This is a genomic window from Candidatus Eisenbacteria bacterium (assembly GCA_035577985.1).
GTDB lineage: Bacteria > Desulfobacterota > Binatia > DP-6 > DP-6 > DATJZY01.
This window is the reverse complement of record DATJZY010000093.1, coordinates 39,038-64,095: the sequence shown is the minus strand read 5'-3', so window position 1 is coordinate 64,095 and position 25,058 is coordinate 39,038. Positions and strand designations below refer to the sequence as shown.

Sequence of the window (25,058 nt, the reverse complement as noted above, 5' to 3'; positions counted from 1 at the left end):
CACGGTCGACGAAATCCTGCCGCGCGCGCCGGCACGGATGCTGCTCTCGTCGTCCCCCCGGTGGTTGTGGCGCAGCGCGGGGGTCGCGCTTGCAGGGATGGTTGAGGGGCGGCGGGGCGGAAGGACGGCTGAGGAGAGAGAAGGGGAGGCCGGGCGGCGGATGCCGACGCGAGTCGGCTCCGCCCCGGCCCATCAGCGGACGTCTCGTGCGGCGTCCTCGTCGTCGTCGGACGCGGAGCGCGACGGCCACCAGCGCGGAACCCGGCGCAGGTACGCTTCGTACGCGGCCCCGAAGCGCCGCGTGAGCGCGGGCTCCTCGACGAGCACGATCCACGCGTGCGCCGCGGCGGCGGCCGCGATCGCCACGAGAGCGATCGCACCGGATGCCGCCCAGGCGGCCGTGCCCAGGATCGCGATCACGATCCCGCCGAAGAGCGGGTTGCGCACGCGGCGGTAGGGTCCGGCGACGACGAACGCGGGTTGTGGACCGCGTCGCGGACGCCCTCGCCCCGACAGGAGCAGCCCGCTGCGGACGACGAGCGCTGCGCCGAGGACGACCAGCAGAGCCCCCAGCCAGCGCAGCGTCGTCGGCACCACGCGACTCAGGCGTAGTGGCTTCGACGCTTCACGGCGATCTCGCGCTCGAGGTGGAAGATCTCGATCTTCTCGATCGCATCGCCCTTCTTGGCGAACTTGTGCCCGCGCAGGATCGTGTCCAGGGCGCCCAGGTCCTCGCGTCCGGGAAGATCGCGTACGGCGCGAATCTCGGTGCTCGCGAACAGCGTATCGCCCGCGAAGCTCGGGGCCGTGTGCCGCCCGGTCGCGTAGCGCAGGTCGCCCGGCGAGTTGTCGGCGACGTCGGCGGACGAGAGGCCGAGGCAGAGCTGGAACGGAATGCCTCCGAACACGATCAGCTTCCCGCCGACGAAACGCTCCGGATCCTGGTCGACCATCCACTGGTTGCAGTGCACCTGGGAGGTGTTGTCGAGGATCCCGGTCAGCATGATGTGATCGGTGGTGATCACGCGGCCGCGCACGTGCTCGTAGACGTCGCCCGGCTTGAAGTCCTCGAAGTACGTATCCGGGCTGCTGAAGTGCGCGAGGTCGCGATAGGCGCGCTTGCGGTCGTACGCGGGCGCGGTGAAGACGCACGCGACGTCGCGCGGCGCCACCTCGCGGTCGTCCACGGCGGCCTTGGGATCGCGCTTCCAGACCTGTACCTTGCGCTGAAACGTCAGCACCACGTCACCGTCCTGGTTGCGTCCCGTCGTCTGCACGTGCACGACGCCCAGATCGGGGTTCTTGCTCGACGGTTTGACCGAGAGGATGAGCGTCTCGGCCTCTAGCGTGTCGCCGACGCACACGGGCGCGCCGAACCGCATGTCGATGTACTCGAGATTCGCGCGCGCGTTCTCGGAGATGTCCTCGACGCTCTGGCTGAACACGACGCCCATGACCAGCCCCGGCGGCAGGACGAGCCCGCGATAGCCGTAGGCCTGGGCGTAGCGGACGTTCTTCGAGAGGGGATTCGGGGTGAAGGAGAAGTCGGTGAAGAGGGCGAAGACGCCCTCGGTGATCGTCTTGCCACCCTTGTGACGGAGCAACTCGCCGGGCCGGAAATCTTCGAGATAGTGCCCGTGCTGCTTGCGGATCGTGGCCATAGACGGCGACCCTTACCGAGTCGCCGCGGGCCGGGCAAACGCGTCGCGTCAGCCGGCGCGTCGCTCGCCGAGGCTTCCCGAGCCGCCTTCGGCATCGGCCGGCGCCAGCGCCGACGCGGTCGCGCGGACGACGCTCAGCATCTTCTCGCGCTGGCGCTCCGGCAGGCCGCGGTACAGGCGGACCAGCTCCTCGATGCCCTGATCCTTCGCGACGGGATACGCCGGGAAGCCGTTCTCGGGGCCCGTGGGGAACTGCTGCTCGTTCTCCACCAGGAAGCGCCGCGCCTCCGGCGACAGCACTTCCGGATCGTAGGCGGAAATCGCCTTGTGCATCGCGATGTGCAGCTTGACGACGACGAGCAGCGGAGTCGCCAGCCCGCGTCCCGCTTCCAGGCGGCTCACGGCACCCTGGCTCACGCCGGCGAGTCGCGCCAGCTGCTCCTGCGAAAGCCCGAGAAACTCACGCACCCGACGCGCTTGACGGCCGAGTCCCCGCATCCAATCACGCCAGTCGGTTTGCCCTTGTGCTTCCATCGTCGAACTCCCTTCCTTCGAACCTACCGGTGTTTCGTCTCGGAGACCGAGCGGGGTCCACGGGTACCCAGGAGGCGGCGCATGATCGTCAGGAGGATGTCGTGGTGCTGTTCGGGCGTCACGTCGGTCCAATACTCACGTGCGGCGAGCGGGGCGACGATCGTCTGCCCCAAGAGAAGGAACGCGCTCGTCCCGGCGAGCGTCATGATGAGATGGAGCGGATTGATCGTGCGGAGCGCCGCCGTCTCGTGCCCCTCGCTGATGGCCTTGATGACCGCCAGCGTCGGCGGGAGCGTGCTGTCGGCGACCGGCCGCGAGTGCTCGCTCACCCCGTCGGCCATCTCGCGGAGAAGAATCCGCAGCAGGGCGGGACGATGGTGGACGAAGTCGACCCAGACGTCGACCAGCCCCTCGATCCGTTGCTCGATCGGCCCACCGCCGACGAGGACGCGCTGGTAGCGCGCGAAGAGTTCGTGCAGCAGATGGTCGAGGACGGTGGCGTAGAGCTCCGCCTTGTCCTTGAAGTAGTAGACGAGCGACGCGCGACGCACGCCGACCCGTTGCGCCACGTCCTCGAGCCGCGCCCGGTCGTAGCCCTGCTCGGCGAAGATCTGCTCGGCGGCTACGATGATCGCGGCGCGACGAGTGTGCCCCTTGGGCCGGCGTGATGTCGCTAGAGCCGACAGCGTCCGGGCTCTACCTGCGTGCAGGCAGACTGTCAATCCACAAAAAGAATGAGACGGGTGAGACCACGCAGCTCTGTGCCGAGCGCCTCGGAATCGAGCTCGGGAGCCCCAGTGAGGGTCATGCCGAGGGTGAGGAACGCGGTCGCCCCGGCGACGCTCATGACGTAGCGGACCGGGTCGACGCTCCGGAACACCCCCTCGCGTTGACCCATCCGCACCGCGTCGGCGAGAAGCTTCACGATCGGGGCGATCCGCGAGGCGAGGGGCACGGCTCTCGAGCGCCCTGCCCGGGCGAGCTCCCACAGGGAGATCCGGAGCAACCCGGGCCGGTCGATCACCTGCGCGGACCAGACGTCGATGCAGCCGAGTACCCGGTCCTTCAGCGGCCCCCCGGCATCGAGGGCCGCCCGGTAGCGGGCGGGCAGGTCATTGAAGAGATCGTCGAGCAGGGCCTCGTACAGGCTCTTCTTGTCGCGAAAGTAGTACACCATGGAGGCCCGCCGGATCCCGACCCGCTCCGCGACCTCGTCCATGCGGGCACCCGCGTAGCCTCGTTCCGCGAAGACGGCTTCCGCGGCGCGCAGAACCGCCCGGCGCGTCGTCTCTCCCCGTACCTTCATCGAGCCAACCCCTGGCGTGTCGCCGAATTCAGTTCTTGAGCAGGTTCCGAGCGATCACGATCCGTTGCACCTGGCTCGTCCCTTCGTAGATCTGCAGCAGCTTCGCGTCACGCATGAGCTTTTCGACGGGATACTCCTTCATGTAGCCGTAGCCGCCGAAGATCTGCACGGCGTCGGTCGTGATGCGCATCGCGTGATCGGCGCCGAACGCCTTCGCGTAGCTCGACACGATCGACGCCTGCGCACCCTGGTCCAGCATCCACGCCGCCTTGTAGGTGAGCAGCCGCATCGCCTCGATCTCGACCGCCATGTCGGCGAGCATGAACTGCACCGCCTGGAACTGGGCGATCGCCTGGCCGAACTGCTGTCGCTCCTTGGCGTAGCGCGTGCACTCGTCGAGGGCGCGCTGAGAGACGCCGATGCAGATGGCGCCGATCTCGGGCCGGCTGCGATCGAACGTGCGCATCGCGAGCTTGAAGCCCTCCCCCTCGCGACCGAGGAGCGCGTCCTTCGGGACCCGGACTTCCTCGAATGCGATCTCTCCGGTGTCCGCGGCCCGCTGTCCGAGCTTGTTCTTCATGCGGTGCTTCGTGATGCCCGGAAGATCCGCCGGGAAGACGAAGGCCGAGATGCCCTGGTGTCGCAGCTTGCGGTCCTGGGTGGCGAACACGACGTACCAGCTCGCGACGGTGCCGTTCGAGATGAAGTGCTTGGTCCCGTTGAGAACGTACTCGTCGCCGATCTTGCGGTACGTCGTCGAGATGCCGGCGGCGTCCGATCCGGCACCCGGCTCGGTGATGCAGAAGGCGGCGAGCGCCGGCTCGGAGGCGAGCTGACCCAGGTAGCGCTTCTTCTGCGCGTCGGTGCCCGCCTCGCCCACCGGGATCGCGGCGAGCCCGTTCGCGGCGATGGCGTTCGTGATGCCCGCGCACCCGTAGTTGAGCTCTTCGAGCACGAGACAGGTGTCGAGCACGCCGAGCCCCGGGCCGCCGTGCTCGACCGGCACCTCGAAGTTCATGAGGCCGAGCGACCACGCCTTCTTCACGATCTCGGCCGGGAACTTCTGCTCCTCGTCGTGCTGCGCGGCGACCGGAATGATCTCCTCGGCCGCGAAGCGCCTGGCGGTCTCCTTCAGCTGCTGCTGCTCGGGCGACAGATCGAAACGCATCATCCGGATGGAACCTCCGCCGGTTTCGGCTCGCCACGCCGGGCCGCCAGCACCTTGCTCACACGGCGGCCCTTCATCTCCAGCACGCGCAGCTCGTAGCCGTCGACCGCGGTGCGATCGCCCAGCCGCGGGATGCGTCCGAGCTGCTCGGTGACGAATCCCCCGAGGGTGCTCACCTCGTGGGTGCCCTCGACCTCGATGCCGAGCTTCTCCCACACGTCGTCGACGAGCGAGAGGCCGTCGAAGACGAGCCCGTCGGGAGTCTCGACGACCTTGGGCGACTCGCGGTCGAATTCGTCCTGGATCTCTCCCACGATCTCTTCGATCACGTCCTCGAGCGTGATCATGCCGGCCGTCCCGCCGTATTCGTCGACCACGATCGCCATGTGCGTGCGGTTCTGCTGGAACTCGCGCAGGAGCGCGTCGAGCGGGCGCGACTCCGGCACGAACAGGATCTCGCGCTTGATGTCGACGAGGTCCTCGGAGCTCTTCAGCTGGTCGCGGCGCAGGAAGAGATCCTTCACGTGGATCATGCCCGCGACGTGATCGATGTCGATCGTCGCGAGAGGAAAGCGCGTGTGCGTGGTCTGCGCGATGATCTTCACGTTGTCCTCGAGGGGACGCGCCAGCGAGAGGTAGACGACGTCGCCGCGCGGGATCATGGCGTGCCGGGCGGTGCGTTCGGTGTAGTCGATGATGTTCTCGAGCAGCTCGCGCTTCTCGCCCGACAGCGTCCCGACGCGGTGCGACTCGGCGAGCAGCATGCGCAGTTCCTCCTCGGAGTGCGCGTCGGTCGTGCTGCGGATGTCGACGTGCAGCCATCGCAGGATGCGGGAGGCCGTCTGGTCGAGGAACCATAGCGCCGGCTTCACGGCGACCTGGAAGCCGCGCATGGGAAGCGCCGTCCACAAGGCGACCTTCTCGGTCGCCCGGATCGCGTAGGCCTTCGGGACGAGCTCGCCGACGACGATGTGCAGGAAGGTGATGAAGAGGAAGGCGACAGCCGCAGCCGCGTTGTGTACCACCACGTCCGACGTGATCCCCAGGGTGACGAACGTCGGCGCCAGCAGGTGGGCGAAGGCCGGCTCGCCGACCCAGCCGAGGCCGAGGCTCGCGAGGGTGATGCCGAGCTGGGTCGCCGACAGGAAGTACTGCAGGCGGTCCTGGTGACCCCGGACGGCCTGGGCCCGCCAGTCCCCCTCCTGGGTGAGCTCCTCCATGCGGGTGTTGCGGACCCGGGCCATGGACAGCTCCGCCGCGGTGAAGAAGGCGTTCAGGAGGACCAGCCCAACGGCAACCGCAATCAGCAAAGGGTCAGGCAACATCCGTGGCCGGGAACCCCGTCCGGGGCGGCATGCTAGAGGATGGCCAGCGGCCGAAGCAAGGCCGGAGGGGCCCTGCATGACACTCGCGCCGCCGCCCGCTATGCTCGGAGCGGATGGGCGCGAGGCGCGCCCCGTGGAGGAGGAAGACATGCGGCGACGGATGGTGGTGTGGACGGTGGCGGTCGCGCTGGCGGCGCTTGCGGGCGTAGCGCGCGCGAGCCACGAGCAGGATCTCGGACGCTCCGAGCTCCAGGCTCAGGTAGAGGAGAACAGGGCGCTCGCCCGGTACATCAAGTACAACGGCATGCCGGACGTGGCGATCGTGCGTCCGATCTCGGACGAGCCACCGTGGGACGATCACGAGGTCACGCTCTACTACTTCGAGCAGCGCAAGGAGGTGAGCTTCGCGCGGGCGCGGATCCTGGGTAGCCCCCAGGTGCACCTGTTGCGCTATCAGCGCGTGCTGACCAACGCGGACATCAACGCGCTGCGCACGCATCAGATGATCGCCGGCGAGCAGGTCGCTTCCGCGACCACGACCACACCGACGGCCGTGGCCGAGACGACGTGCAGCGGCTCCGCGTCCCAGCGGGCCGAGTGCGCCGCAGCTCGGGCCGAGAACGCCGCCGATCGCATCGACGCCGCCGCCGTGAAGGCGGAGAGCGCCGCGGACCGCACCGAGGCCGTCGTCGCGAAGATGGCGGCCCGTACCACGCACAAGAAGACGAAGACCAACTAGCCGCGTAGTGCGCTGGGGGTGGGCGCCCGGGTGGCGCCCGCCCCCAGCAGCATCGACGTCCGTCCTAGCGGAGCTGCTCGGAGCTGTAGCCGAGGATGCGACGGGCGATGATGAGCTGGTTCACTTGCTGCGTGCCCTCGTAGATGTCGCTGATCTTGGCGTCGCGCATCCACTTCTCGAGGAGCTGCTGGCGGGAGTAGCCGAGGGGGCCCAGGAGCTCGACCGCCTTCTGGGTCACCCAGGTGACGACGAGGCCCGCTTTGGCCTTCGACATCGAGGCCTCGAGGTTGTTGCGAAGTCCGTTGTCGAGCATCCACGCCGCGCGCCAGACGAGGAGGCGCGCAGCCTGCACCTGCGCCTCCATCTCCATCACGTCGCGCTCGAGCGCCGTCAGCTTGTGCGGCGGCAGTCCGTAGCGCAGCTCGACGCCGTGCTCCGCCAGGGTCTGCTTCACGAGGTCGAGCGCGGCCCGCGCGACGCCGATGGCGCTCGCGGCGACGAGGGGACGGGTGGCGTCGAAGGTCGCCATGGCGCCCTTGAAGCCCTGGCTCGTCTTCGGCACCTCGGGGCTGCCCAGGATGTTGTCGAGCGGGATGCGGCAGTCCTCGAACACGATCGTCGCGGTGTCCGAGGCCCGGATGCCGAGCTTGTGCTCGACCTTGGTCACGTACATGCCCGGCGTGCCGGCATCGACGACGAAGGCCCGGATGCCCGCGCGGCCCGCCGACCTGTCGAGCGTGGCCCATACGACCACGAAGCCCTTCGACTTCTCGGCCGCCATGAGGCCGCTCGTACAGAAGATCTTCGTTCCGTTGAGCACCCAGTGGTCGCCGTCCTTCACCGCCGTCGTCTGGATGGCCGAGCTGTCCGATCCGCAGTGCGGCTCGGTGATCGCCATGGCGCCCCACTTGGGCTCGCCCTCCCGGAAGCGGGCGAGGAAGCGCTCCTTCTGCTCCGGCGTGCCCGCCGCGGCGACGGCGGCACCGCCCAGACCCGAGTTCGGGATCGAGAGGTAGAGGCCACAGTCGCCCCAGCACAGCTCCTCGACGGTCACGCACATGTTGAGGTTCTGCTCGGACGGCCCGCGACGCTCCTTCTTCTCGGTCTTTTCGCCGCCCTCGCCGGTCATGCTGGCGCCGCGCGAGACGTTCCACATCGTGTTGAGGAAGTCCCACGGCTTCTCGTGCTCCCGCTCGTCGTACTCGCGGGAGATCGGGCGCATCGCCTGCTCGGCGAGCATGTGGATCATGGTCTGCATGCCCTTGACGGTTTCGGACAGCTCGAAGTCGATCATGGTCCCAGCTCCTCTCGTCAGACGATGGCGACGCCATCGATCGTGCCGAAGCTGCGCGCGTCGCGCAGGAACAGCTCGACCAGATGGTCGCGGATGTATCCGTGGCCGCCCAGCACCTGGAGGGCGTTGTCGGCGATCTTCAGCACGGCGTCGGCGGCGTACTGCTTGGCCAGGTACGCTTCCCGTGTGGCGGGGAGGCTCTGGTCGAGCCGCCACGCCGCTTCCCAGGCGAGCAGGCGCATGGCGTCGATCTCGATCGCCATGTTCGAGAGCATGAACGCGATCGCCTGCTTGGTCGCGATCGGCACGCCGAACGCCGTGCGCTCCTTGGCATAGTCGCGCGCATAGTCGAACGCGGCCCGTCCGACGCCCACCGCCGCCGCGGCGCTGGCCACGTGCTGCGCGTCGACCAGCGCCTGTAGCTTCGCTCCGTCGCCGCCGAGCCGGCTGGCGGCGGGGACGCGCACCCCCGCAAGCGTCAGGCCGAAGGTGTCGAGGGCCTTGATCCCCATGTTCTTCTCGCGCTCGCCGACGGTGAGCCCGTTCGCTCCAGGTTCGACGACGAACGCGGCGAGGCCGTCCGGCGCGGTCGCGTAGACGAGGATCGCCTCGGCTTTGTCGGCGAGCGGGACGAAGCACTTCTCACCGGTGAGGACCCAGTCGGCGCCGCTGCGCTCGGCCCTGGTGGCGAGGGTGGTCGGGTCGAAGTCCCAGCGGGGCTCCGTGAAGGCGGCGGTCCCGACCGCGAAGCTCGTTCCGGCGAACTTCGGAAGCCACTTGGCGCGCTGCTCGTCGGTACCGGCCACCAGCAGCGGGATCGTGAACAGACGGGGTGTCACGAGGTGGAGCGCGACGCCGAGGCTCCCGTAGCCGAGCTCCTCCAGGATGAACGTACCCCCGATCGCCGAGCGGGGGCTGCCGTAGCCGCCCAGGCCCTCGGGGATCGCGTCCTGGACGAGCCCGAGCTCCCAGCCCTTGTCGACGACGGGCGCCGGGACGTGCTCCTTCTCGTCGGCCTCGCGCGCATTCGGCCGCACGACCTCGCGCGCAAAGGAGGCGAGCGTCTTGCGCAGGAGCTCCTGCTCCTCCGACGGCTGAAAGTTGATCATGCTTCGTAGCCTCCCGTCGTCGCGACCGCCCTGGATCGCGGCGTCAGCCAGTCGGCGAGCTGCACGACCAGCGTGTCCAGGACCCTGCGGAGATCGACCTCGGCGGGATCCTGGTAGTGTTGAATCTCGGCTCCCATGATCGCGCCGGCGACGAGCGCCGCCGTTTGCTCGGCGTCGAGCTCGGCTCGAACCGTCCCGGCCTCCTGACCGCGCCGCACGACCTCGGCGAGGAAGGCGCGCATGCGCCGCAGGATGCGCTGGAACTTGGCCGAGAGCTGCGGATTCGTGTCGAGCGCCTCGACCATGAGGGTGATGATGAAGCGCCGGTGGTTCGAAACCGTGGCGTGAAAGAAGCAGGCGTCGATGACCCGGCGGAGCGCGCCGATCGTGTCGATCGACGGCCCGACCTCGGCGAGCACGTGCTGCTCGAAGCCGCCGACGCGGTCGCTCACGGCCTCGAAGAGGAGCTCTTCCTTGTCCCGGAAGTGGTAGTAGAGCGCGCCTTTGGTCACGCCCGCGTGGCGGGCGATGCGGTCGATCGAGGTGCCCTGGTAGCCGAGGCGGGCGAAGCAATCGATGGCTGCCGCCATCAAGTGCTTGCGCGAGGGTTCGGCGCGCTCCGCTCGCCTGGGCCGGCCGACGGGCGACATACTAAACGTTCAGTATCTTCGGTGACGCGCCCTGTCAACGGGGAAATCAGGTCGCTGCACCACCCCGCAAGCCCCTACATGCAGGCGCCGCCGTCGACGCGGAGGATCTTGCCCGTGATCCATCCACCGTCATCGGAGGCGAGGAAGACGGCCGCCCGTCCGATGTCGACGGGCTCGCCGGCGCGGCCGAGCGGGATCGTCTGGACGAGCCCCTCGCCGAAGAATCCGATCAGCTTGTTTCCCATGTCGGAGCGCACGAGACCCGGCGCGATGCAGTTGACCCGTACGCCGGCGGAGGCGACCTCCTTGGCGAGGACGCGCGCGAGCGCGTTCACGGCCGCTTTGGACGAGTGATAGGGCGCGCCGCGAGCGGCTGCCATGTCGGCCCCGACCGAGGATATGAAGAGCACCACGCCCTTGCGCGCGACGACGTGAGGGATGACGGCCTTGGCCGTGTAGAACGCGCCGTCGAGATCCGTCGACGTCACGCGCTTCCACTCGCCCGGATCGAGGTCTGCGACGGTCTGAAACCTCGACGCCACACCGGAGTTCGCGACCGCGATGTCGAGCCCACCGAGAAAGCCGACCGCCTCCGCGACCATCGCCGACACCTGGTCCCACTGGCTGACGTCGCCGCGCACGGCGATCGCCCGGCGACCGAGCCCCTGGACGTCGCGCACGGTCGTCTCGGCGGCATCCTTGTCCCGACGGTAGTTGATCGCGACGTCGGCGCCTTCGCGGGCGAACTCGAGCACGATGCCGCGCCCGATGCCGCGGCCGCCGCCGGTCACCAGCGCGGTCTTGCCATCGAGCCTGCCCATGCGACGCCCGCGGTTCGCCGTCGAACCGCTACGCCTCCACCTGCGCCGAGTCGGCGAGCACGGTCATCACGTTGTCGCGCACCTCGGCAAAGCCGCCGCCGATCGTGAGCCGGGTCGTGGTCGCGCCGTCCTTGTACGAGAGCGTTCCGGGCTCGAGCGCGGTCACGAGCGCCGCGTGATCGGGCAGGACGCCGATCTCGCCGAACGCTCCGGGAGCCGTCACCTCGGAGACGTCGGCGTCCACGAGCTGGCGCTCGGGGCTGTAGACGCGCAGGCGCAGTCGGGTCGCCATCTCAGGCTGCCAGCTTGCGCGCCTTTTCGACGGCTTCGTCGATCGTGCCGACCATGTAGAACGCCTGCTCCGGCAGGTCGTCGTGCTTCCCTTCGACGATCTCGCGGAAGCCGCGGATGGTTTCGGAGAGCGGCACGTAGCGTCCCGCGAAGCCCGTGAACTGTTCGGCGACGTGGAACGGCTGCGAGAGGAAGCGCTCGATCTTCCGCGCGCGGGCGACCGACAGCTTGTCCTCTTCGGAGAGCTCGTCCATGCCGAGGATCGCGATGATGTCCTGCAGCTCCTTGTAGCGCTGCAGGATCGCCTGCACCTGGCGGGCGACGCGGTAGTGCTCCTCGCCGACGATGGCGGGGTCGAGCACGCGCGACGTCGATTCCAGCGGGTCGACGGCGGGGTAGATGCCGCGCTCGGCGATCTGACGCGACAGGTTCGTGGTGGCGTCCAGGTGCGCGAACGTCGTTGCCGGCGCGGGGTCGGTGTAGTCGTCGGCCGGTACGTAGATGGCCTGGATCGACGTGATCGAGCCCTTCTTCGTCGTGGTGATGCGTTCCTCGAGCTCGCCGAGGTCGGTGGCCAGCGTCGGCTGGTAGCCGACGGCCGACGGCATGCGGCCGAGGAGGGCGGACACTTCGGAGTTCGCCTGCACGAAGCGGAAGATGTTGTCGATGAAGAGCAGGACGTCCTTGCCCTCGTCGTCGCGGAAGTACTCGGCGACCGTGAGACCGGTGAGGCCGACGCGTGCACGGGCCCCGGGTGGCTCGTTCATCTGGCCGAAGACGAGCGCGGCCTTCGAGATGACGGGGTTGCCGTCCTGGAGCTTCGACTCCTGCATCTCGAGGTAGAGGTCGTTGCCCTCGCGCGTGCGCTCGCCGACGCCGGCGAACACCGACACGCCGCCGTGCTGCTTCGCCACGTTGTTGATGAGCTCGAGGATGATGACGGTCTTGCCGACGCCGGCGCCGCCGAACAGGCCGATCTTGCCGCCGCGCTGGTAGGGAGCCAGCAGATCGACGACCTTCATGCCGGTCTCGAACATCTGGACCTGCGTTTCCTGGTCCGTGAACGCCGGCGCCTCGCGGTGGATCGGGTAGCTCTTGGTGGCCTTGATCGGGCCGCGCTCGTCGACCGGCTTCCCGACGACGTTCATGATCCGCCCCAGCACCGCCTCGCCGACCGGGACCTTGATGCCGTCGCCGGTGTCCTTCACGTCCATGCCACGCACGAGCCCCTCGCTCGAGTCCATGGCGATGGTGCGAACGGTGTTCTCGCCGAGGTGCTGGGCCACCTCGAGGACGAGGTTGTCGGCCTCGTCGCTGATCGCCGGGTTCGACACGGTGAGGGCGTTGAAGATGGGCGGCAGGTTGCCGTCCGTGAATTGGACGTCCACGGCGGGGCCGATGACCTGGGTGATCCGTCCGATGTTCGCCATGCGTGTGCTCAACCTTTCAGGGCTTCAGCGCCCGAGACGATCTCCATCAGCTCTGTGGTGATCGCCGCCTGGCGGGCGCGGTTCATCGACAACGTGAGGCGTCCGATCATGTCGGAGGCGTTGTTGGTCGCGTTTTCCATGGCCGTCATGCGGGCGCCGTGCTCGCTCGCGATCGACTCGAGCAGCGCCTGCATGAGCAGGGTATCGATGTAGCGGGGCAGGAGGAGCGCCAGCAGCTCGGGCCGCGCCGGCTCGAAGATGTATTCGACCGGCTGCTCGCCCTGCGCCCGCTCCGGGCGCGTGACGGGCAGCAGCGGCGTGACGGTCGGAACCTGGGACATGGCGGACCGGAACGCGTTGTAGAGCAGGTACACGGCGTCGGTCTCGCCAGACGCGAACCGCTTCGTCACGCCCTCGGCGACGGCCCGCGCCGAGTCGATCGCGGGCCGGGCCAGGACGTCGGTCTGCTGACCGACGAGCGTGAAGTTGCGTCGCCGGAAGAACTCGAGCGCCTTGCGCCCGACCGCGGTGACGACGAGCCGCTTGTCGGTGTGCTCGCGTGCGAAGGCCTCCACCCTGCGGAGCAGGTTCGAATTGTAACCCCCGCACAGGCCACGATCGCTCGTCACGACCACGACCTCGATGCGTTGCTCGTCCCGCCGTGCGAGCAGGGGATGCTCGCTGCCCTCGAGGTCCGCGACCACGGCGCCGAACATCTCGGCGACCTTCGCGGAGTAGGGGCGGGCGCGCTCGGCGGCCTCCTGCGCGCGACGCAGCTTCGCCGCGGCCACCATCTTCATGGCCTTGGTGATCTGCTGGGTCGAGCGAACCGTCGTGATTCGCTTGCGGAGGGCCTTGAGACTCGGCATCGCGGCTAGGCGGCGAAGACTTTCGCGAAGTCCTGCAGCGCAGCGTCGAGCTTGGCCTTCACGTCGTCCGTGATCTCCTTCTTCTCCTTGACGGCGGGAAGGGTCTGCGGGTGCTTGGCTTCGAGGAAGTTGTAGAGCTCACGCTCGTAGCGCTGGAGCGCCGCGACGGGCAGGGTGTCCAGGTACCCGTTCGTCGCGGCGTAGATGATGGCGACCTGCTTCTCGACGGCGAGGGGAACGTATTGTCCCTGCTTCATCACCTCGACCAGGCGCACGCCGCGATCGAGCTGCCGCTTGGTGGCGGCGTCGAGGTCCGAGCCGAACTGTGCGAACGCCGCCATCTCGCGGTACTGCGCCAGCTCGAGGCGCAGGGGTCCCGCGACCTTCTTCATGGCCTTGATCTGGGCGTTGCCGCCGACGCGAGACACGGAGATGCCGACGTTCACCGCGGGTCGAACGCCGGCGTAGAAGAGATCGCTCTCGAGGAAGATCTGGCCGTCCGTGATCGAGATCACGTTGGTCGGGATGTACGCGGACACGTCGCCTGCCTGCGTTTCGATGATCGGCAACGCGGTCAGCGAGCCACCGCCCTGCTCGGGGCTCATCTTCGCGGCGCGCTCGAGGAGGCGCGAATGCAAGTAGAAGACGTCGCCCGGGTACGCTTCGCGGCCCGGCGGACGCCGCAGGAGCAGCGAGAGCTGGCGATACGCGGTCGCCTGCTTGGAAAGATCGTCGTAGATCACGAGGGCGTGCCGTCCGCTGTCGCGGAAATACTCGCCCATCGTGCAGCCGCTGTAGGGCGCGATGAACTGCATCGGCGCCGGGTCCGACGCCGACGCAACGACGACTGTCGTGTAGTCCATGGCACCGAACTTGGAGAGCCGGTCGACGACCTGCGCGACCGTCGAGCGCTTTTGGCCGATCGCGACGTAGAAGCACTGCACGTCGCCGCCGCGCTGGTTGATGATCGTGTCGATGGCGACCGCGGTCTTGCCGGTCTGGCGATCGCCGATGATCAGCTCGCGCTGGCCGCGTCCGATCGGGATCATGGCATCGATGGGCTTGAGCCCAGTCTGCAGCGGCATCTTCACGGGCTCGCGTGCGATGATGCCGGGCGCCTTCAGCTCGATGCGCCGGGAGTGCGGCGTCTTGATCGCGCCCTTGCCGTCGACCGGCTGCCCGAGCGCGTTCACGACGCGTCCGAGCAGCGCCTCGCCGACCGGCACCTCTGCGATGCGCCCCGTCCGACGAACCTCGTCGCCTTCCTTGATGAGGTCGGCCTCGCCCATGAGCGCCACGCCGACGTTGTCCTCTTCGAGGTTCAGCACGAGGCCGAAGACGTTGTGCGGAAACTCGACGAGCTCCCCGGCCGCGACCTTGTCGAGCCCGTAGACGCGCGCGATGCCGTCGCCGCACGAGAGGACCAGCCCGGTCTCCCGTACTTCGACCTGCTTCTGATAGTCCTTGATCTGCTGGCGGATGATGTCGCTGATTTCCGCAGCGTTGATCTGCATCAAACCATTCCCCCCGGTCGTTTACGCCCCCTCGCCGGCCATGCTGCCGGCCAGGCGGGCGAGCTGAGTCTTGACGCTGCCGTCGTACACGGTGCCGCTGGCATCGAGCACGACGCCACCGATGAGCGCGGGATCGATCTCGGTGGACACGACGATCTGGCTCTTCCCGGTGAGTCGCCGTGCGAGTTGCTCGAGCTCGGCGATCTGGACGTCGGTGAGCTTCGTCACGCTGCGGATCTTCACCCGCGCGCGGCCGAGCTCGCGATCGACGAGCGCATCGTACGCGCGCGCGACGTCATCCAGCACCGCGAGGCGATCCCGATCGCCCAGCAGGCGAATCAGGTTCCCCACGATCGTCGAGACGCCGAGCTTGGTGACCGTCGCGTCCACGACCGCGCGGCGCCTGACCGCGGCGACTCCGGGATTGATCACGACGTTGCGGAGCTCGGGCGTCGCGAACGTTGCCGCGGCCCGTGCCAGCTCTTCGCCCGCCGTGACGAGCGTACCCCCATCGCGCGCGAGGCCGATCAATGCCTGCGCGTAGCGTCGACCGAGGCCGCCGGTCACGACGCCGACCTCGCGGCGTCGACGAACTCGCGCACGAACCGCTCCTGGTCCTGGGGGGCGAGCGCGCCCTGCACGAGCCGACCCGCCTCCCGAACGACGTCGCCGACCAGCTCCTGACGGAGCGCGCGCCGCGCCGTAGCCAGCTCCTGCGCGGCGAGCAGCTTGGCATCGTTCCGGATGCGCTCGGCCGTCTCCTTGCCCTGCGCGATCATCTGATCGCGCTCGCGCCCCGCCGTCGCGAGGAGATCGGCCTTCAGCCGGTCGCGCGTGGCGGGAAGATCGGCGAGGTCCTTCGCGAGCCGTGCGCGCAGCGCCTCGGCCTCTTTGCGCGCCTGCTCGCCGGCGGCGAGCTCGTCGCGGAGACGCTCCGTGCGCGCGCGGAAGAATTCGCGAATCGGCCCGCGCAGCTGCCAGACGAGCAGCCCCACGAACAGCAGGAAGTTGACCAGCGGCCAACCCAGCTCCGTGATGGACGGCTCGTGGCCCCCGTGCTCCATGTCAGATCGCGCGTCCCAAGACGGTCTTCGCGACTTCCCTGGCCATGGCCTGGACGTCGGCGCGCAGCTGCTGCCGGGCGGACGCGACCTCCCGTTCGATCTGGCTGCGCACTTCGCCCATCGTCCGATGCGCCTGCTCGGTCGCTTCGGTGATCAGCGTTCGTTGCTGCACTTCGGCTTCACGCAGGAGCTCCTGGACGTCGCGCTGTGCTTCGCTCTTGGCCTGGTCGAGCGCCGCGGCGTGCTCGCGTCGAAGACGCGCCGCTTCGTCCTGGGCGGCCTTCGCCTCGGCGATGGCTCCGTGGGAACGCTTCTCGCGCGCCGCGATGACCTTCAGTGCCGGCTCGAACCAGAAGCGCTTCAGCACCATCCAAAGCCCCACGAAGAGCGCAATCTGGACGAGCAGGACCTTGAAGAACTCTTCGGGGATTTCCATGGATTCCGGTCGGGGAGGAGCGCGGGTCGCGTGGAAGCCGACGCTCTCCTACTTCCCGAGCTCCCCGGCGGCGCGGGGTGGTGCCGTGAGGCCCGCCTCCCGGTCGTCCTTCGGGAAGACGATGGCCATTCTGCGATCCTTGTCGGTCGCGCGCGCATCGCTCCCCATGCTGCACTGCCCCTCGAAGACGACCCCCTCGAAGATGACGAGGCTCGGAGTGGAGATGTTACCCACCAGGCGTCCCGGAGCGCGGATCTCGAGGCGCTTGCGCGCGTTGACGTCACCGGTGACGCGGCCATGGACGATCACGGAGTTGCCCGTGATCTGCGCATTCACGACCGCGCTCTCGCCGATGGTGAGCGTGTCCTGTGCACTGATCTCGCCTTCGACGGCGCCTTCGATGCGCGCGGGCCCTTCGAAGAAGATCTTGCCGACAATCCGTGTTCCTTTGCCGAGAAATGCATTCGATCCGGTGCTTTCGTCACCAGTCGTTCTCGCCCTGTCGCGCTCCTGCATCTCCCCCTCCGCGGGCGATGTTCCACCGGATGGTGCAGGGCCCTCGAACGACCCGAGGCGCGTTCGCTCCCCCCGCTCACGATCCTTGCCGAAAATTGCCATCGACGTACTCCGAGGGCGTCGCCGAGTTCGCCCCGACGGCCGCGGTGGTCACCTGAAGGACAGCCGGGCGGTTCTAGCACCGGCTCGGAGATGGAGTCAAAACGCTCGCGCGCGTTCCGCACCCCGAAGCCGGTCGACCAGCCGCGTGAGCTCCGCCTCGGAGTAGAACTCGATCTCGATCGTGCCGCCGCGCGCCCGAGGGTGCAGGCGCACGCGCGTTCCGAGGGCCCTGGTCAGCTCCTCGGCGAGCGATCGCCAATGCGGGTCCTCCGCGCGCCGGCGGGTCGGCGCTCCGGGGCGGGTCTCCCTCGTGCGTCGGGCCTGGGCTCGGCGCTCGGCTTCCCCCTTGGTCGCCTTGTCGGCGACGAGCTCGCGGGCAAACTCGATCCGGTCCCGCTGGCCGTCGATCGACAGCACGGCTCGGGCATGGCCCGCGCTGAGCTCCCCGCCCTCGAGCTGCGCCTTGACGGCGTCCGGGAGCGAGAGGAGCCGAATCGCGTTCGCCACGGCCGGGCGGCTCTTGCCTACGGCCTGCGCCACCTCGTCCTGCGTGAGCGCATAGACCTCGATCAGGTGGCGGTAGGCTTCGGCCTCTTCGAGCGGGGTCAGGTCCTCGCGCTGGAGGTTTTCGATGAGGGCGATCTCGAGACGCTCCTGTGGGCCGGCCTCGCGCACGACCACCGGCACGACGTCGAGTCCCGCCCGCTGGGCGGCCCGCAGGCGGCGCTCGCCGGCGATCAGCTCGTATCCGCCGTCCACTCGGCGCACGACCAGGGGCTGGAGGAGCCCCCGACGGCGGATGGACTGGGCGAGGCTCTCCAGGGCGGCCTCCTCGAAATGGCGCCGCGGCTGGTCGGGATTGGGGCGGATCTCGGCCAGCGGGATCCGGTCCCGCGTCTGTGGCTGTGCGGGTTCGGTGGGGGCTCCCGGCAGCAACGCCTCGAGGCCGCGACCCAACGCTTTGCGCATTCTCGCCTCCATGCTATCTATCATTCAAGCCTCTGCAGCGACCGGCTCACGGATCGCTCGCGGCGTCGCGATCTCGCGCGCGAGCGCCCGATAGGCGACCGCTCCGCGCGACCGCGGATCGTACTGCAGCACCGACAGGCCGTGGCTGGGGCACTCCGAAAGCCGGACGTTGCGTGGGATGACGGTCCGGAAGACCTGATCGCCGAAGTGTGTCCGTACTTCCGTCTGCACCTGCTGCGCGAGGCTGTTCCGCCCGTCGAACATGGTCAGTACGAGGCCGTCGAGCGCGAGCGTCGGATTCAGCGCGTCGCGCACGCGACCGATCGTGTCGAGCAGCGCCGTGAGACCTTCGAGCGCGTAATATTCCGCCTGGAGCGGCACGAGGACGCCATCGGCGGCGCACAGGGCGTTCACCGTCAGCAGACTCAGCGAGGGCGGCGAATCGATGATCGTGAAATCGTACGGCTGCGCGATCGGCATCAGGCGATCGCGTAGCCGAAATTCGCGGCGCGCGAGCCCGACGAGCTCGATCTCCGCACCGACGAGATCGCGCGTCGCTGGGATGAGATCGAGTTGCTCGATGCTCGTGCCACATACGACGCCGGCGGGAATGTGGTCGCCGATCAGCAGATCGTACGTCGTCGCCTGCCCCTCGCCCGGACGAACGCCGAGTCCGGTGGTTGCGCTCGCCTGGGGATCGCAATCGACGAGCAGCGTTCTGAGTCCGTCGAGCGCGAGCGCGGCGGCGATGTTGACCGCGGTCGTCGTCTTGCCGACTCCGCCCTTCTGGTTCGCGACCGCGATGATGCGCCCCATCCCCAGCCTTCCCGCCAGCGCCCTGTTAGCACAGCGCGGCGGCACCGTGAACCGGGCTAGGAGACGCGGCAGACGACGAGCCGTCGGGGATCGCCGTCGGGAAGACGGTAGTCTCGCAGCTCGACGAGCTCCAGGCGGAGCGGTGCAACCATCGCTCGGATCGTTTCCGGGGAAACGGCCGGCGCTTGCATCGACACCGCGAGGCCGCCCGGGGCAAGTAGCGGCTTCGCGAGTCGGAAGAACGTATCGGGACGAATCGCTCTCGACGTCACGAGCGTCTGGCGGCCGGCCAGTCGCCCGTCCCTGGCCGCATCCTCTGCCCGAAGGAGGATCGTGCGTGCTCCCTGGAGATCGGCGACCCGGATGACTTCGTTCAAGAAGCTCACGGGGCGCTGCCGGGAATCGAGGAGCGTCACGGTCTGATCGGGACTCACACAGGAGAGGACCACGCCAGGGAAGCCTGCCCCCGTTCCGAGATCGAGCACCTCGCCAGCCCCCGGCAGCAAGGGAACGCAGGCCAACGCGTCGGCGACGTGGTGCTGGATCAACTGTTCGCGGCTCTGTGTGCCGGTCAGACGGAGCCGGCGGTTCCAGAGTTCCAGCGTGTCGAGGAAGCGATCGATCCTGCGGATGGCATCGGGGGTGAGCGAGAATCCCAGCCGCAGGCTGAAAAGTTCGAGAATCGAAGCGCTGGTGGCGCTAGGCACCAGATCGCGCTCGACCTGCCGACCGGGACGGGATGATCACGACACGGCGGTACGAGCCCTCGCCCTCGCTGCGCGTCGTCACTCCTTCGTCCTCGCTGAGGGCCAGATGGACTATGCGGCGGTCCCTGGGGCTCATCGGGCTCAAGCTCTCGGGTCGCCCCGTCTTCTTCGCCTGGGCCGCGAGCCGCCGAGCCGTCAGCTCGAGCGACTCACGTCGTCGCTCGCGATAGCCTTCGACGTCGACCGAGATGCGGATCGATGTTCGTCCGCGTTGCGCGACGATACGGTTCAGGAGGTACTCGATCGCGTCGAGGGTCTGGCCGTGACGGCCGATGACGATGCCGGTGTCCTGGCCGATGAGCTCGAGCGTGAGGCCGTCCTCGGTCGGACCCCGCACCTCGACGGGGACGTCGACGCCCAGCGCACTCAGGATCCTTTCGAGCACGGCCCGCACCGGGTCGACGACGTCCGCAGGCGCACCGTTCAGCTCTCCCGGGGTTCCCCGGGAAACCAGATCCTCGGCCCCGACGGCCTCGCCCATCGCTCGCGGCACGCGGATGGTCGCTCGGACACGAGCGCGTTTTCCGCCCAGGCCCAGCAAACCTCGCGTCGTGTACTCGAGGATCTCGAGCTCGACTTTGTCGCGCGTCACCTGGAGGGCTTCCAGGGCCCGCTCGATTGCCTCATCGATCGTTCCGGCCTCCGTCTCGATCGATCGCATTCGTACATTCTCCCGCTAGGTCGGTGACTTGAGCATCACATACTGCTGCGCGATACCGAGAATGTTGCTGACCAGCCAATAGAGAACAAGCCCCGCCGGAAAGTTGATGAACATGAACGTGAACACGAGGGGCATGATCATCATCATCTGACGCTGTGTCGGGTCGCCCTGCTGCGGCGTGAGCCACTGCTGCAGGATCATCGTTCCGCCCATGAGGATCGTCAGGACGGGAATTCCGATGCCTCCGATCATGAGCCGCTCGGGCGCCGACAAATCTGTGATCCAGAGCGCGAATGGCGCATGGCGCAGCTCGATCGCGTGCAGCAGCGCATTGTAGAGGCCGACGAAGATCGGGATCTGCAGCACCATCGGCGCACAACCGGAAAACGGGTTCACGTTGTGGCGCTTGTACAGCTCCATCATCTCCTTCTGCAGCCGGGACTGATCGTCCTTGTATTGCTCCTGGAGCCGCTTCAGCTGGGGCTGCAGCTTCTGCATCTCCTTCATGCTGCGGAACGACTTCTGGGTGAGCGGGATCGTCGCCGCCCGGACGAGAATCGTGAGGAGTATGATGTCGACGCCGTAGTTTCCGCTCACACGATGCAGCAGCCGAAGCGCGTGCAGCATCGGAACGGCGATGAACCAGAACCAGCCGAAGTCGAGCGTGCGACCGAGGTCGTAGCCCGCCGCGGCCAGCAGCTCGCGTGTCTTCGGACCGACGAAGAGCTTGAACGTCGCAGCCCCGTCGACGAGCTTCTCGTCCATCATGACGATCGGCGTCGAACCAGCGAGTTCGACGACGGCCGTCCCGCCGCCGGTCTCGGGCGCCACTACGGCGCTCAGGAAGTACGGCAAGCTGAATCCGACCCACTGCGCGCCCGCTTTGGACTCGGGTTTGGGCGGCTCGGAGCTGCTCTTCGTGTCGATCCCGGTGAAATCCTTCTCGCTGAGCTTCCCCTCCGAGAAGATCACGCCCAGCTCTCGCGCCGAGCTTCCACTGCCGTGCGTTCCGTCGCGCGCGAGGCGCGGCATCACCAGACCGGCCGACGTCGGAGGGTCGGCGCCTGCCACACGCACGCCGACGTCGAACACGTAGGAGTTGCCGCTGAAGCGGAGGCGCTTCTCGACCTCCGTCCCCGATGCGGTCTTTCCCTTGAGAACGACCTCGCCTTGCGCGTCCGCCGACAACGCCAGCGCGCGGGTGCTCGGCGCGTAGGTGACCCCGGCGTCGCTCGAGCCGTCGCCGAGCTGGACGGTCAACGGGAGCAACGACCCGGGCTCGACGAGATCGAGCGGTGGGCTGTCGGCCGCGACCCCGCGCCGAAAGCCCTTCAGGTCGAAGCTCGTCAGACGTCCGCCGACCGGCGTGACGGTCGCGCGGAACACGTCGTTTTCGACGACGATCGGCGATTCCTGGCCAGGATCGAAAGAAAGATATCCTCCGGATTTCGGCGGCGGGGCCGGTGCGGCCGCCTCGGGCGTCGGGGTCGGCGTGCCCTGGGCCTCCTGGGTCGGGGCGGGCGGAGTCGCTTCCTCGCCCCGGTGTTGCCGCGGCCGGACGACGAACTCGTTGTAGAGCAGCACGACGGCCAGCGAGAGGGCCACGGCGAGCATCACGCGGCGCTGGTCCATCGTCAGCCTTTGCGGGCGGGTACGGGGTCGTACCCTCCGGGATGCCAGGGGTGGCAGCGTGCGATCCGGCGCGCGGCGAGCACGGCGCCCCGAGCGGCGCCGTGGGTGCGCACGGCGTCCGAGGCATAGACCGAGCAGCTGGGCGCGAACCGACAGGACGGTAGCAACGCCGGACGAACGAGGAGCTGATAGCCCCGGATCGCGGCCAGCACGGCCGTCGCGACCGATCCCGGCCGGGGCTCGTCAGCGTTCGCCGAAGCCGAGGGCTCGTGAGAGTTGTGCGGCGGCGTCTGCATATGTGGCGTGAGCGGCCCCGGGCTTGGCGATGACCACGATGTCGCGCGGGGGCTCGGCCACGCTCCCTGCCTGCCGAACGACCTCGCGAACCAGGCGTTTGACGCGATTTCTGGCGACCGCATTCCCCACCCGGGTGCTGACCGTGATGCCGACACGGGTCGAACACGACGCGGGCGGAGCCGTGAGGACGACGAAATGCTCGGTGTGCTGCCGTCGTCCCTCGGCCTGCACCCGGAGAAATTCGTTACGCCGGCGGAGCCGAGCACGCTTCGGGAACGAACCCGACGGCTGCGTGGTCACCCTGGCTGCTTCGGCGGGACCGACACGGAAAGGCGCTTCCGCCCCTTCGCCCGCCGCCGCTTCAGCACGTTTCGTCCCCCGGGGGTCGCCATCCGGGCACGAAATCCGTGCGTCCGCTTTCGTCGCCGATTGCTCGGCTGATAGGTTCTCTTCATCGCTCAGCGCGCTCCGGCGCAACCGGAACGCAAACCACGGCCTCCCTGAAAAGTCAATGTAAGCGGCGGTGGTCCGATGGTTTTCGTACGGAACCTACGCCGGACTACACGGGGTTCGACGACCGGTTCGACGTCGAACGTCTACGACTCGGTGGAGTCGTCGGCCGCTGGCTCCGCCGCTGGGGCCTCGCCGTTGTCGGGCTCGTCCTCGCGCTCGGCCAGGCGCGCGACGGCGGCGACGCGCTCGCCCTCCTCGAGGTCGATGAGTCGAACGCCCTGCGTGTTGCGGCCGATCACCCGGATCTCGTTGACGCGCAGGCGCACCACCTTGCCGCCGCTCGACACCAGCATGATCTGGTCGTCGTCGGTGACCATGCGAACGCCGACGACCCGGCCGGTCTTGTCGGTCGTCTTCATGGTGATGATGCCCTTGCCGCCACGGTGGGTACGACGGTACTCGTCCATCTCGGTCCGCTTGCCGTAGCCCTTCTCGGCGACGGCCAGGAGCGACGCGCCGGTCTCCACGAGATCGATCGAGACGACCTGATCGCCCTCGTCCAGGGTCATGCCGCGCACGCCGTACGTCGAGCGACCCATCGGCCGGACCTCGGCCTCCTCGAAGCGGATTGCCTGGCCCTCGGCGGTCGAGAGGATCACCTCGCTGCGCCCGTCGGTCAGCCGGACGCCGACGACCTCGTCACCCTCCTCGAGGGCGATTGCGATCAGGCCGCTCGGTCGTGGTGACGAGTACTGCATGAGGTCGGTTTTCTTGACGAGGCCCCGCCGGGTCGCGAAGACGAGGTAGCAGTCCTCCTTGAACTCCCGTACCGGGAGGAACGCGGAGAGCTTCTCCTCGGCCTTCAGCTGCAGGAGGTTCGTCACAGCGCGGCCGCGCGCGGCACGGCCCGCCTGCGGGATCTCGTGCACCTTCAGCCAGTAGACCTTCCCGGTGGTTGTGAAGAAGAGCAAGTAGGAGTGCGTCGAGGCGACGAAGAGATGCTCGACGAAGTCCTCGTCCCGCGTGGTCGCGCCGATCTTCCCACGACCGCCGCGGCGCTGCGCGCGGTAGAGGCCGACGGGATTCCGCTTCACGTATCCCTCGTGGGAGATCGTGACGACCATGTCCTCTTCGACGATCAGATCCTCGGCCGAGAGCTCGGCGGCCTCGTCGATGATCTGCGTGCGGCGCGGATCGCCGTACTTCGTCTTGATGTCCGCGAGCTCGGCGGCGATGATTTTCAAGACTTCCCGCTCGTCCGCGAGAATCTGGCGGTAGCGCGCAATCAGCCGCTCGGTCTCCTGGTACTCCTCGATGATCTTCTCGCGCTCGAGGCCAGTGAGGCGCTGCAGGCGCATGTCGAGGACCGCTTGGGCCTGGATCTGTGAGAGGCCGAGGGCCGCCATGAGGCCCTCGCGCGCCGTCGCCGGGTCGGCGGCACCGCGAACGATGGCGATGGCGCGATCGAGGTTCTCGACTGCGATCTTGAGGCCCGCCAGCACGTGCAGGCGCTCCTCGGCCTTGCGAAGATCGTACGTCGTCCGGCGGACGACGACCTCGCGCCGGTGCTTCAGGAAGACCTGGAGCGCGTCCTTCAGCGACAGGAGCTGCGGCCGCCCGTCGACGATCGCGAGCATGTTGATGCCGAACGACTCCTGCAGCGGCGTGTGCTTGTAGAGCTGGTTCAGCAGCACGTCGGCGACCGCGTCGCGCTTGAGGTCGATGACGATCCGCATGCCCTCGCGATCGGACTCGTCGCGCAGGTCGGCGATGCCGTCGAGCCGGCGCTCGTTCACGAGCTCGGCGATGCGCTCGATGAGCCGAGCCTTGTTCACCTGGTACGGGATCTCGTGGACAATGATGGACGACTTGCCGCTCTTGTCGTCGGTCTCGATCGTCGCCCGCGCCCGCATGGTGAGGATGCCGCGGCCCTCGGTGTACGCCTCCCGGATCGGACCCTGCCCGCAGATGAACCCGGCGGTCGGGAAGTCCGGGCCGGGGATGTAGCGCATGAGCTCCTCGACGGTGAGCTCGGGCGTCTCGATGAGCGCGATCAGCGCATCGCACACCTCGCGCAGATTGTGCGGCGGGATGTTCGTCGCCATGCCGACGGCGATGCCGGCGGCGCCGTTCACGAGAAGGTTCGGCACCTTCGTTGGCAGGACGGTCGGCTCGGTCGTCGAGTCGTCGAAGTTCGGCGCGAAGTCGACGGTCTCCTTGTCGATGTCGGCGAGGAGCTCCTCGGCCAGCGCCGTCAGCCGGCATTCCGTGTAACGATAGGCGGCCGGCGGGTCACCGTCGATCGATCCGAAGTTCCCCTGGCCGTCGACCAGCGGGTAGCGCACGTTCCAGTCCTGCGCGAGGCGAACCAGGGCGTCGTACACCGCCGAGTCGCCGTGCGGGTGGTAGCGCTTCAGCACCTCGCCCACGACGCCCGCGCACTTCGAGTAGCGCCGGTTGTGGAGGAGCCCCTCGTTGAACATCGCGTAGAGGATCCGATGGTGAACCGGCTTCAAGCCGTCGCGCGCGTCCGGCAGGGCGCGACCGATGATGACCGACATCGCGTAGTCCATGTAGGACTCGCGCATCTGGTCCTCGATGTTGACGGGGAGGCGGCGGGGATCCTGCTCCATG

General features: G+C 68.2%; 29 protein-coding genes. 1 reads left to right on the top strand and 28 read right to left on the bottom strand.

Going from position 1 to position 25,058, the window contains the following annotated elements:
* Positions 1 to 192: 192 nt before the first annotated feature.
* The 7 genes from VMS22_13150 to VMS22_13120 are packed head-to-tail and all read right to left on the bottom strand — an operon-like array spanning position 193 to position 5,994.
* Complete coding sequence (locus VMS22_13150; protein ID HXJ34972.1) at positions 193 to 597, bottom strand: isoprenylcysteine carboxylmethyltransferase family protein; 405 nt, start codon at positions 595 to 597, stop codon at positions 193 to 195.
* 5 nt (positions 598 to 602) lie between these two features.
* The gene (locus VMS22_13145) at positions 603 to 1,661 is read right to left on the bottom strand and encodes a MaoC family dehydratase (GenBank protein HXJ34971.1); all 1,059 of its coding nucleotides are present in this window, start codon (positions 1,659 to 1,661) and stop codon (positions 603 to 605) included.
* Positions 1,662 to 1,709: 48 nt separating this feature from the next.
* Positions 1,710 to 2,159, bottom strand: coding sequence for a helix-turn-helix domain-containing protein (locus tag VMS22_13140; GenBank protein HXJ34970.1), 450 nt, complete (start codon positions 2,157 to 2,159; stop codon positions 1,710 to 1,712).
* A 59-nt stretch (positions 2,160 to 2,218) separates the two neighbouring features.
* Positions 2,219 to 2,917 carry a TetR/AcrR family transcriptional regulator gene (locus VMS22_13135; GenBank protein HXJ34969.1) on the bottom strand — a complete coding sequence of 233 codons (699 nt, stop codon included), beginning with the start codon at positions 2,915 to 2,917 and terminating at the stop codon, positions 2,219 to 2,221.
* Entirely contained in the window at positions 2,914 to 3,501 is a 588-nt protein-coding gene (locus VMS22_13130) for a TetR/AcrR family transcriptional regulator (GenBank protein ID HXJ34968.1), read from the bottom strand. The genes VMS22_13135 and VMS22_13130 overlap by 4 nt, the downstream gene beginning before the upstream one ends.
* A gap of 28 nt (positions 3,502 to 3,529) precedes the next feature.
* A complete protein-coding gene (locus VMS22_13125) occupies positions 3,530 to 4,672 on the bottom strand; it encodes an acyl-CoA dehydrogenase family protein (protein HXJ34967.1) in 1,143 nt (380 codons plus the stop codon).
* On the bottom strand, positions 4,669 to 5,994 hold the full coding sequence (locus VMS22_13120) for a hemolysin family protein (GenBank protein ID HXJ34966.1): 1,326 nt from the start codon (positions 5,992 to 5,994) through the stop codon (positions 4,669 to 4,671). Before VMS22_13120 ends, VMS22_13125 begins: the two co-directional genes overlap by 4 nt.
* Positions 5,995 to 6,142: 148 nt before the next feature.
* On the opposite strand from VMS22_13120, the gene VMS22_13115 reads away from it, so the two are divergent.
* Positions 6,143 to 6,733 (top strand): hypothetical protein, encoded by a 591-nt coding sequence (locus VMS22_13115; protein ID HXJ34965.1) that lies wholly within the window; start codon positions 6,143 to 6,145, stop codon positions 6,731 to 6,733.
* A gap of 64 nt (positions 6,734 to 6,797) precedes the next feature.
* Here VMS22_13115 and VMS22_13110 read toward each other — a convergent pair whose 3' ends face one another.
* The 21 genes from VMS22_13110 to gyrA form a co-directional block, all read right to left on the bottom strand.
* A complete protein-coding gene (locus VMS22_13110; GenBank protein HXJ34964.1) occupies positions 6,798 to 8,027 on the bottom strand; it encodes an acyl-CoA dehydrogenase family protein in 1,230 nt (409 codons plus the stop codon).
* A 17-nt stretch (positions 8,028 to 8,044) separates the two neighbouring features.
* A complete protein-coding gene (locus tag VMS22_13105; protein ID HXJ34963.1) occupies positions 8,045 to 9,136 on the bottom strand; it encodes an acyl-CoA dehydrogenase family protein in 1,092 nt (363 codons plus the stop codon).
* Entirely contained in the window at positions 9,133 to 9,726 is a 594-nt protein-coding gene (locus VMS22_13100) for a TetR/AcrR family transcriptional regulator (protein HXJ34962.1), read from the bottom strand. The genes VMS22_13105 and VMS22_13100 overlap by 4 nt, the downstream gene beginning before the upstream one ends.
* Before the next feature lie 134 nt (positions 9,727 to 9,860).
* Entirely contained in the window at positions 9,861 to 10,607 is a 747-nt protein-coding gene (locus VMS22_13095; GenBank protein ID HXJ34961.1) for a glucose 1-dehydrogenase, read from the bottom strand.
* Between the two features lie 28 nt (positions 10,608 to 10,635).
* Positions 10,636 to 10,899: an ATP synthase F1 subunit epsilon gene (gene atpC, locus VMS22_13090; protein ID HXJ34960.1), complete on the bottom strand. Its 264-nt coding sequence runs from the start codon at positions 10,897 to 10,899 to the stop codon at positions 10,636 to 10,638.
* Between the two features lies 1 nt (position 10,900).
* A complete protein-coding gene (atpD, locus tag VMS22_13085) occupies positions 10,901 to 12,328 on the bottom strand; it encodes a F0F1 ATP synthase subunit beta (GenBank protein ID HXJ34959.1) in 1,428 nt (475 codons plus the stop codon).
* Positions 12,329 to 12,336: 8 nt separating this feature from the next.
* A complete protein-coding gene (atpG, locus tag VMS22_13080) occupies positions 12,337 to 13,197 on the bottom strand; it encodes an ATP synthase F1 subunit gamma (GenBank protein HXJ34958.1) in 861 nt (286 codons plus the stop codon).
* A gap of 5 nt (positions 13,198 to 13,202) precedes the next feature.
* The gene (gene atpA / locus VMS22_13075) at positions 13,203 to 14,711 is read right to left on the bottom strand and encodes a F0F1 ATP synthase subunit alpha (GenBank protein ID HXJ34957.1); all 1,509 of its coding nucleotides are present in this window, start codon (positions 14,709 to 14,711) and stop codon (positions 13,203 to 13,205) included.
* A 21-nt stretch (positions 14,712 to 14,732) separates the two neighbouring features.
* Positions 14,733 to 15,278 carry an ATP synthase F1 subunit delta gene (gene atpH, locus VMS22_13070; GenBank protein HXJ34956.1) on the bottom strand — a complete coding sequence of 182 codons (546 nt, stop codon included), beginning with the start codon at positions 15,276 to 15,278 and terminating at the stop codon, positions 14,733 to 14,735.
* Positions 15,275 to 15,775 carry an ATP synthase F0 subunit B gene (locus tag VMS22_13065; GenBank protein HXJ34955.1) on the bottom strand — a complete coding sequence of 167 codons (501 nt, stop codon included), beginning with the start codon at positions 15,773 to 15,775 and terminating at the stop codon, positions 15,275 to 15,277. Before VMS22_13065 ends, atpH begins: the two co-directional genes overlap by 4 nt.
* A 1-nt stretch (position 15,776) precedes the next feature.
* Complete coding sequence (locus VMS22_13060) at positions 15,777 to 16,211, bottom strand: ATP synthase F0 subunit B (GenBank protein ID HXJ34954.1); 435 nt, start codon at positions 16,209 to 16,211, stop codon at positions 15,777 to 15,779.
* 48 nt (positions 16,212 to 16,259) lie between these two features.
* Complete coding sequence (locus VMS22_13055; GenBank protein HXJ34953.1) at positions 16,260 to 16,727, bottom strand: polymer-forming cytoskeletal protein; 468 nt, start codon at positions 16,725 to 16,727, stop codon at positions 16,260 to 16,262.
* Between the two features lie 198 nt (positions 16,728 to 16,925).
* Entirely contained in the window at positions 16,926 to 17,798 is an 873-nt protein-coding gene (locus tag VMS22_13050; protein HXJ34952.1) for a ParB/RepB/Spo0J family partition protein, read from the bottom strand.
* A gap of 24 nt (positions 17,799 to 17,822) precedes the next feature.
* Complete coding sequence (locus VMS22_13045; protein ID HXJ34951.1) at positions 17,823 to 18,614, bottom strand: AAA family ATPase; 792 nt, start codon at positions 18,612 to 18,614, stop codon at positions 17,823 to 17,825.
* Positions 18,615 to 18,670: 56 nt separating this feature from the next.
* Positions 18,671 to 19,321: a 16S rRNA (guanine(527)-N(7))-methyltransferase RsmG gene (locus tag VMS22_13040; protein ID HXJ34950.1), complete on the bottom strand. Its 651-nt coding sequence runs from the start codon at positions 19,319 to 19,321 to the stop codon at positions 18,671 to 18,673.
* The gene (gene jag / locus VMS22_13035; GenBank protein HXJ34949.1) at positions 19,314 to 20,042 is read right to left on the bottom strand and encodes an RNA-binding cell elongation regulator Jag/EloR; all 729 of its coding nucleotides are present in this window, start codon (positions 20,040 to 20,042) and stop codon (positions 19,314 to 19,316) included. Before jag ends, VMS22_13040 begins: the two co-directional genes overlap by 8 nt.
* Before the next feature lie 15 nt (positions 20,043 to 20,057).
* Positions 20,058 to 21,674 (bottom strand): membrane protein insertase YidC, encoded by a 1,617-nt coding sequence (yidC, locus tag VMS22_13030; protein HXJ34948.1) that lies wholly within the window; start codon positions 21,672 to 21,674, stop codon positions 20,058 to 20,060.
* A gap of 2 nt (positions 21,675 to 21,676) precedes the next feature.
* A complete protein-coding gene (gene yidD / locus VMS22_13025; GenBank protein ID HXJ34947.1) occupies positions 21,677 to 21,970 on the bottom strand; it encodes a membrane protein insertion efficiency factor YidD in 294 nt (97 codons plus the stop codon).
* Positions 21,918 to 22,271: a ribonuclease P protein component gene (rnpA, locus tag VMS22_13020; GenBank protein ID HXJ34946.1), complete on the bottom strand. Its 354-nt coding sequence runs from the start codon at positions 22,269 to 22,271 to the stop codon at positions 21,918 to 21,920. Before rnpA ends, yidD begins: the two co-directional genes overlap by 53 nt.
* A complete protein-coding gene (gene rpmH / locus VMS22_13015) occupies positions 22,268 to 22,426 on the bottom strand; it encodes a 50S ribosomal protein L34 (protein HXJ34945.1) in 159 nt (52 codons plus the stop codon). The genes rnpA and rpmH overlap by 4 nt, the downstream gene beginning before the upstream one ends.
* Positions 22,427 to 22,567: 141 nt before the next feature.
* Complete coding sequence (gyrA, locus tag VMS22_13010) at positions 22,568 to 25,057, bottom strand: DNA gyrase subunit A (protein ID HXJ34944.1); 2,490 nt, start codon at positions 25,055 to 25,057, stop codon at positions 22,568 to 22,570.
* Position 25,058 lies beyond the last annotated feature (1 nt).

Coding starts and splice junctions, on each gene's coding strand:
- VMS22_13105 (HXJ34963.1), bottom strand. CDS start 9,136: ATGATCAACTTTCAGCCGTCGGAGGAGCAGGAGCTCCTGCGCAAGACG.
- VMS22_13095 (HXJ34961.1), bottom strand. CDS start 10,607: ATGGGCAGGCTCGATGGCAAGACCGCGCTGGTGACCGGCGGCGGCCGC.
- gyrA (HXJ34944.1), bottom strand. CDS start 25,057: ATGGAGCAGGATCCCCGCCGCCTCCCCGTCAACATCGAGGACCAGATG.
- VMS22_13115 (HXJ34965.1), top strand. CDS start 6,143: ATGCGGCGACGGATGGTGGTGTGGACGGTGGCGGTCGCGCTGGCGGCG.
- atpD (HXJ34959.1), bottom strand. CDS start 12,328: ATGGCGAACATCGGACGGATCACCCAGGTCATCGGCCCCGCCGTGGAC.
- yidC (HXJ34948.1), bottom strand. CDS start 21,674: ATGGACCAGCGCCGCGTGATGCTCGCCGTGGCCCTCTCGCTGGCCGTC.
- VMS22_13100 (HXJ34962.1), bottom strand. CDS start 9,726: ATGGCGGCAGCCATCGATTGCTTCGCCCGCCTCGGCTACCAGGGCACC.
- VMS22_13060 (HXJ34954.1), bottom strand. CDS start 16,211: ATGGAAATCCCCGAAGAGTTCTTCAAGGTCCTGCTCGTCCAGATTGCG.
- rpmH (HXJ34945.1), bottom strand. CDS start 22,426: ATGAAGAGAACCTATCAGCCGAGCAATCGGCGACGAAAGCGGACGCAC.
- VMS22_13055 (HXJ34953.1), bottom strand. CDS start 16,727: ATGCAGGAGCGCGACAGGGCGAGAACGACTGGTGACGAAAGCACCGGA.
- atpC (HXJ34960.1), bottom strand. CDS start 10,899: ATGGCGACCCGACTGCGCCTGCGCGTCTACAGCCCCGAGCGCCAGCTC.
- VMS22_13045 (HXJ34951.1), bottom strand. CDS start 18,614: ATGGGGCGCATCATCGCGGTCGCGAACCAGAAGGGCGGAGTCGGCAAG.
- atpA (HXJ34957.1), bottom strand. CDS start 14,711: ATGCAGATCAACGCTGCGGAAATCAGCGACATCATCCGCCAGCAGATC.
- VMS22_13145 (HXJ34971.1), bottom strand. CDS start 1,661: ATGGCCACGATCCGCAAGCAGCACGGGCACTATCTCGAAGATTTCCGG.
- VMS22_13050 (HXJ34952.1), bottom strand. CDS start 17,798: ATGCGCAAAGCGTTGGGTCGCGGCCTCGAGGCGTTGCTGCCGGGAGCC.
- VMS22_13110 (HXJ34964.1), bottom strand. CDS start 8,027: ATGATCGACTTCGAGCTGTCCGAAACCGTCAAGGGCATGCAGACCATG.
- VMS22_13120 (HXJ34966.1), bottom strand. CDS start 5,994: ATGTTGCCTGACCCTTTGCTGATTGCGGTTGCCGTTGGGCTGGTCCTC.
- yidD (HXJ34947.1), bottom strand. CDS start 21,970: ATGCAGACGCCGCCGCACAACTCTCACGAGCCCTCGGCTTCGGCGAAC.
- VMS22_13140 (HXJ34970.1), bottom strand. CDS start 2,159: ATGCGGGGACTCGGCCGTCAAGCGCGTCGGGTGCGTGAGTTTCTCGGG.
- VMS22_13125 (HXJ34967.1), bottom strand. CDS start 4,672: ATGATGCGTTTCGATCTGTCGCCCGAGCAGCAGCAGCTGAAGGAGACC.
- VMS22_13065 (HXJ34955.1), bottom strand. CDS start 15,775: ATGGAGCACGGGGGCCACGAGCCGTCCATCACGGAGCTGGGTTGGCCG.
- jag (HXJ34949.1), bottom strand. CDS start 20,042: ATGCGATCGATCGAGACGGAGGCCGGAACGATCGATGAGGCAATCGAG.
- VMS22_13130 (HXJ34968.1), bottom strand. CDS start 3,501: ATGAAGGTACGGGGAGAGACGACGCGCCGGGCGGTTCTGCGCGCCGCG.
- atpG (HXJ34958.1), bottom strand. CDS start 13,197: ATGCCGAGTCTCAAGGCCCTCCGCAAGCGAATCACGACGGTTCGCTCG.